This is a genomic window from Bradyrhizobium sp. I1.14.4 (assembly GCF_050435825.1).
GTDB lineage: Bacteria > Pseudomonadota > Alphaproteobacteria > Rhizobiales > Xanthobacteraceae > Bradyrhizobium.
Genome location: NZ_JBNDLA010000063.1, coordinates 1 through 5424 on the forward strand (window position 1 = coordinate 1; position 5424 = coordinate 5424).

The window sequence follows — 5424 nt, forward strand, 5'->3', positions numbered from 1 at the left end:
CAGCGCCAAATCCATCCTCGCAAAGCACCGCCGAGCCAAAAAAGCGCTCGCCATCGCAAAAGCGGGATGCAAATGAATGAGTCAGAACACTAGCACCACTTTGAGGTCGGACCTCAGTGCAATCACCGGATGCCCCGAAGCACCGTCGAAAGCGTCGCCAGTTCCACACCCGGCTCGACCGGATGGCGCCCCGCTCAGCTCGATCTCGATTACCCCGCAGGCCCTGGTCGGCGACGCGCTGATCTCCTTTCGACGAAATACGCTCGTCGGCTGCGCCGCTGATCTCGGCACCATTTTGGATTGGCACAGAGCTCGGCACCTTCGCGACCGCCGCCGCAGCGACTCCGCAAGACCAGGCAGCGGAATGACGGACGTCCGCATGAGCGACCGGCGTCGAGTTCCTCGAACGTCTGCTGGAACGAAGCGAGCGAAATCCGGATCGGTCCCGGCCAGCGTCCGCCGCTCCGCAGTACCACAACCTTTCTACGACGCAACAGGTTGGCCGCTTTCACGATCTCATGGCGGCGGCGGAGAGGTTCGGCGCCGTCGAGGTGCAGCGGGGCCGGAGAGACCGCGGCTATCTGACCGAGCGCTTGCGTGTCCGAGATCCCGATCTGCTCGCTCGCCATCTGGGCCGCCCGACCGCGAGCGCGATGGCGCAGCGCCCGGGAGGAACTGCTACCGGTAGCCGCTACGGGAGAGCCTTGGGTGGCCAACTTGTTGGACGAGATGACAGGCCGTTGGGCGAGGGGCGAAGCCGCCTACCGGCTGACCGCCGCCCAGACGGAGGCCGCCAAGGAGTTCTTCACACTCCTGGCATCCATTTCGCGGCAGGAAGCCCGAGGGCTCGACGCACGCACGTTCTCTTTTCGAGCAACGAACGACAAAGGCCTTTGACCGCCACGCCTCCCGGCTCGCCGCGACTGTTGGTGTCCAAACTGGCCAGCCTGACGCTGCGGCTGATGTGATCTGGACCAGCATCGGGTTGGAACGCTTCAGCCACCCCGTCCACCTGAAGGGGCCAGTGGTCGTAGAGGGCCCAACCGGTCTCCTGGTGGACGGCACCGCCAAGCCTTCGCATCCATACACCCGGAAATGCCGCCTTCGTTGAGGATTAGTCGTCCGCCAGCGTATGTGCTGACCATCGAGAACTACGCGAGCTTCAATCGGCAGGTCCGGGAGATCGAAAGCGACGGTCTGATCGTCTGCCTCGGTGGATTTCCGGCTGCCGGCGTCATCGCACTGCTTGATCGCGTGCTCGCCGGAATTCAGGGGACCGTCCCTTTTCTTCACTGGGGCGACATCGACAGCGGAGAACTGCGCATATTCCGACTTCTCGAAGAGGTTTTGCCCCGGAGGCCGACGCCGCATTTGATGACGCAGCAACTGGCGGAAAGTGCCGGATAGCCAACCGCACCAGATCCAAGCCTAGTCTCGATCGCACGGTCCGACAGCGCGATCGCCGCGTTGGCTCTATGGCTTGCGTTCGATAAGGCCCCAATGGCTTTGGAGCAGGAAGCGCTCGATCCGGTGTTGCCATGTTAGTCGGACCTACTGCCTCATGAAGCGTTCATAGGTATTCTCCAGAGCCCCGCCCTCGTCCCAAGCCTTTGGTTCGGCTCCTCCCAGGTGCAGCAGGGTGTAGGCCGTGTCATACTTCTCGCTCCTGAATGAAAGTTCTGGCGCGCGCTCGTTGAAACCATACTCCCGTCGGGTGATCGACGCCGGCGTGGACCTCCGGCGTGAACTGCGCCTGTGCGACGGCGGATCCAGCCGGCAAGGCGGCGGGGCCGCGGCTTGGCGGATGAACCCACTACTGACCAGCGCAGGTCTACTCGACCATGACCATCTGACGAATCCGTCAACTGAAGTGACAAGCAGCGCCCTTCGTTCGGTGTACCCAACCATCTTAGAAGGACCGACGATCGTTACGACGGCAATAATCACCGCCAAGAGGATCGAGTAGCCGCGGCGGCGGCATACCCGCTCGTTCTTCGATCGGCGCACACCTTGCGGCTGAGATCGTCATTGGCGCTGTCCGCCCTAGGATCGAGCTCGCTCACTCAAGGTGCTCGGCGGCCGCGAAGAATAGGCTGCCAGAAGAAAAAGAAGATCTCCGACAGCTATAGCGTTCGCTGGGCGGCGGGCCGCGAAGGCGCTCGCTCTGCAAAAATGCGCTCCGCGATACGCAGATCTTCAGTGCTGTCGATTTCGTGCCATCTGACGTCGTCGCATCGCGCCGCAGCAAGTTGTAGGCCCGCCTCGTTCCACGAGATAGCCAAAAAGCTCCTCGGTGTAGGCCTGCGTAGCTCCCGACTCGATAATATCGTCCAGCGCCGGAATGATCGTTGTCCTGAGGGGCGGCACCGAGAGTCGTAGCAGATTGATCGTCTTGAAAAGTCGCAGTCCTTCCGCGGCAAGGTGTGCCGCGGTTTGCTTCATGCGAAAACCTGAGATGAGGCCGCCATCCGATAACACAACTGCCGACCCTTCCATCAATTCACCGAAGGGAGCGATGGCAGCCACTTCCGACGCTTCGCAGATCATCAGATGGAGCAACGCATCCTCCTCGAAGAAAACGTCGCCCTCGAGAACAAAGCAGTCCGGCGCGCCTGAACGTCGACAATAATCAGTTGACCAGGCTGCCCGATCCGCTTCCGGCGGCTCTACGCCGGCGGACCGAACCAGTTGTCCGTCCAGACACTTCGTACGCCAAAGCTGTTTGGCATAACGACTGAACGTCCCCGCTCATGGGAACGCATTCAGGTTGTCGGCGCCGGTGACAACCACGTTTCTCGTCCGCGCCGCTTGGGTTTCGGGATGTAAGAGGCCGGATATGGAATGTAAGAGGTCGGACATATTGTCACGCCCGACCTTCGTTGGGTTGAACCGCACGTAGCGTGAGGTCGCACAATCCTGAAAGTGGATGGCGATGGCCCCAAAGCTTCACGATGGATAACAAACGTTGCGAATATCACAAGTGTTGAGCTGCAGGCCGCCTGAAGCTGTTGCGCACTCTTCGGGGGTGCTTGGTGCGCCAAGCCGTTTATGCACCGCATCGGTGGCGTCGGTGCGCTTGCCACCGGAGCAGGGCGATCAATTCGGGGACGTGAACGATGATCCGAAAGTACCGGGGCGGTGGCGCCTAGCCGCAAGAGCGCATTCGCTGCTTCGATGCTTTCGTTGCGTCGACCTGCGTTCCGAGAGACGGTGATGCTGGGCATTGCGCTAGAAGAAACGCGGATTGGGAGAGACATCATGAGCCAGAGCCAGCGCACGTGTTGGACCTACTGAGCACATCGATGTGCGACAGCCGTCGCGGTCCTTGCGACAACAACCGCTTGTGCACGAAGCCGGCACGTCCGCCGATATTGTTCAGTTGGTCCACCGGCGGGCAGTGATTGCGTGAGTAGCTGTCATCCTAACTGTGCTGCGTAGTCGTTATGAAGTCATGATGCGATCTGGAGTCTTGACGCTACCCCCGTACGAAGTGCCCGAAGACCAAGACCCTGCAATTCGGCTCGGCTCGCAGCTTGCTTCGTTCGCGGCGTCATCACCAATCGCGGTGCGGTCATCTTCGAGGCGGACTCGGCGCGTATTGCCGGTAGCGTCTGGGTTTGCTGTGCGGCGATAACGTAAGGCGCTCGGTTGTGGGCCGAGACAATGCAAGGGAGTGTATGATGCGATCTAATGTGAGGAAGTCTTTGATGCGATTTGGAGTTCTTTTTTGGCGAGCCACAACAATTGCGCTCCTCCCAAGCGGTGCAGTCCATTCGGCGGACCTAGAGCGTGCAATTGGGCTGCCGGCAGCGGTGTGGAGTTGGTCCGGAGGATATATTGGCGGGCACGTCGGCGGTGGGTACGGCCGGACCTCCTTCAGCAATCCCTACGGTTCGTCAATCTATGGGGGCGTGGTCGATACCCCTTCGTTTCTGGCAGGTGGTCAGACCGGCTACAACTGGCAAATGAGCAGCTGGGTCGTTGGCGTCGAACTGGATGCCAGCGGTGCAGCCTCCGACGGCGCAAATACCTGCTTCGCCGCCTCCGGCAGGATTGTGAGCGCAAGCTGCAAGGCAAATCCAAACGTCTTTGTCAGCGGGACCGGTCGCGTCGGTTATGCGTTTGGCGCGCAAGGCCACACGTTGGCCTACCTCAAGGGAGGCGTAGCTTGGCAAAACAATCGGGGCGACGTCGCCAATAACAAAGAGCCTGGCAATTGGCCAGAGGAGAAAGTTCATTTCGACTATGGTCGCGTCGGTGAGGTCATCGGGCTGGGCGTCGAGCAAGCGCTTACGCCTGCATGGTCCGTCAAATTTGAGTATGATTATCTGCATTTCGGCGGGCCGAGTGTCGCGACCCCTCCGACCGTGCAGGGTCCGCCGGCTGCAGTTCTTCCGGCGAACACAACCAGCCTATCGAGCAACTACCACATTGGAAAGGTCGGGTTGAACTACCACTTTGGCGCCGACCCGCGCGCGTCGCAATGGTTCGATGCGCCGCTGTATGCAAAGGAACCCAGCAGCGTGCCGCCGATTGCGTACGCCGCCGGTTGGTCAGTCGAAGGCGGATCGCGGCTCTGGCTCAGCCGGGGAAGATTCCAGTGGGACCACGGCATAGACCCGAGCATTCTCATATCGAGGCTCACCTATCACGGACTAGACGGACTCTCGGGAGAACTATTTGGCCGTCTTGACAGCCCGTGGGGAATATTCCTGAAGGGTAATATTGGCCTCGGGCGCTTCAACAAAGGAAACATGAATGACGAAGATTGGAGCATGCGCGAGGGCGCCTACAGCAACACCGTATCAGGCCAGGCAAACGGAAACTTCACGTACTACACGGCCGATGCCGGTTACGACTTCCTGCGCGGCACCAACTACAAGGTCGGCGGATTTATCGGTTGGACCTATTACGGCCAAAAGTCGGACTCGCTAGGAGCCGTGCAGATCGCTAACCCCATGATGGCATCCCGGGTACCGGGTGACAGGGTCGTCGTCAGCCAGGATACTCAGTGGAATGCGCCTCGTGTCGGCCTAAGCGCCGAAACCATGCTCACCGAGCGTTGGCGCTTAAGCAGCGACGTCGCTTACCTGCCTTGGACCGATTTCAGGGGGCGTGACAATCATCTCTTGCGCGAAACGACCCACTTCGATGATCAACGCGGGGATGGAGGCGGGGGGGTCCAGCTTGAGGGCGTGTTGTCTTATCTCGTTACCAGCAACTTCAGCGTCGGCGTCGGTGGCCGCTATTGGGCAATGTGGACCAAAAAGGACAGCGGTAACACATGTACCGGCTGCCGCCCGCACCCGATCAGTATTGGGGGGCAGAGGTACAGCATGGAGCGCTGGGGTACGTTCTTGCAGGCCTCCTATAAGTTCAATTGAAACGCTCAACCGTAGCCAGGCTCCAGAAGAGCAGCTACCG

4 protein-coding genes are annotated in these 5424 nt (G+C 60.3%); 3 read left to right on the plus strand and 1 reads right to left on the minus strand.

Features of this window, described 5'->3' with window-relative positions; genetic code table 11:
• Positions 1-708 precede the first annotated feature (708 nt).
• Both ABIB78_RS38580 and ABIB78_RS38585 read left to right on the plus strand, forming a co-directional pair.
• Entirely contained in the window at positions 709-897 is a 189-nt protein-coding gene (locus ABIB78_RS38580; protein ID WP_429034270.1) for a hypothetical protein, read from the plus strand.
• 237 nt (positions 898-1134) lie between these two features.
• Entirely contained in the window at positions 1135-1407 is a 273-nt protein-coding gene (locus ABIB78_RS38585; RefSeq protein ID WP_429034271.1) for a Wadjet anti-phage system protein JetD domain-containing protein, read from the plus strand.
• A 789-nt stretch (positions 1408-2196) separates the two neighbouring features.
• Here the strand turns inward: ABIB78_RS38585 and ABIB78_RS38590 are convergent.
• A complete protein-coding gene (locus ABIB78_RS38590) occupies positions 2197-2559 on the minus strand; it encodes a hypothetical protein (protein ID WP_429034272.1) in 363 nt (120 codons plus the stop codon).
• 1253 nt (positions 2560-3812) lie between these two features.
• Here ABIB78_RS38590 and ABIB78_RS38595 point away from each other — a divergent pair.
• Positions 3813-5384 carry an outer membrane beta-barrel protein gene (locus ABIB78_RS38595; RefSeq protein WP_429034273.1) on the plus strand — a complete coding sequence of 524 codons (1572 nt, stop codon included), beginning with the start codon at positions 3813-3815 and terminating at the stop codon, positions 5382-5384.
• The last annotated feature ends 40 nt before the right edge of the window (positions 5385-5424 follow it).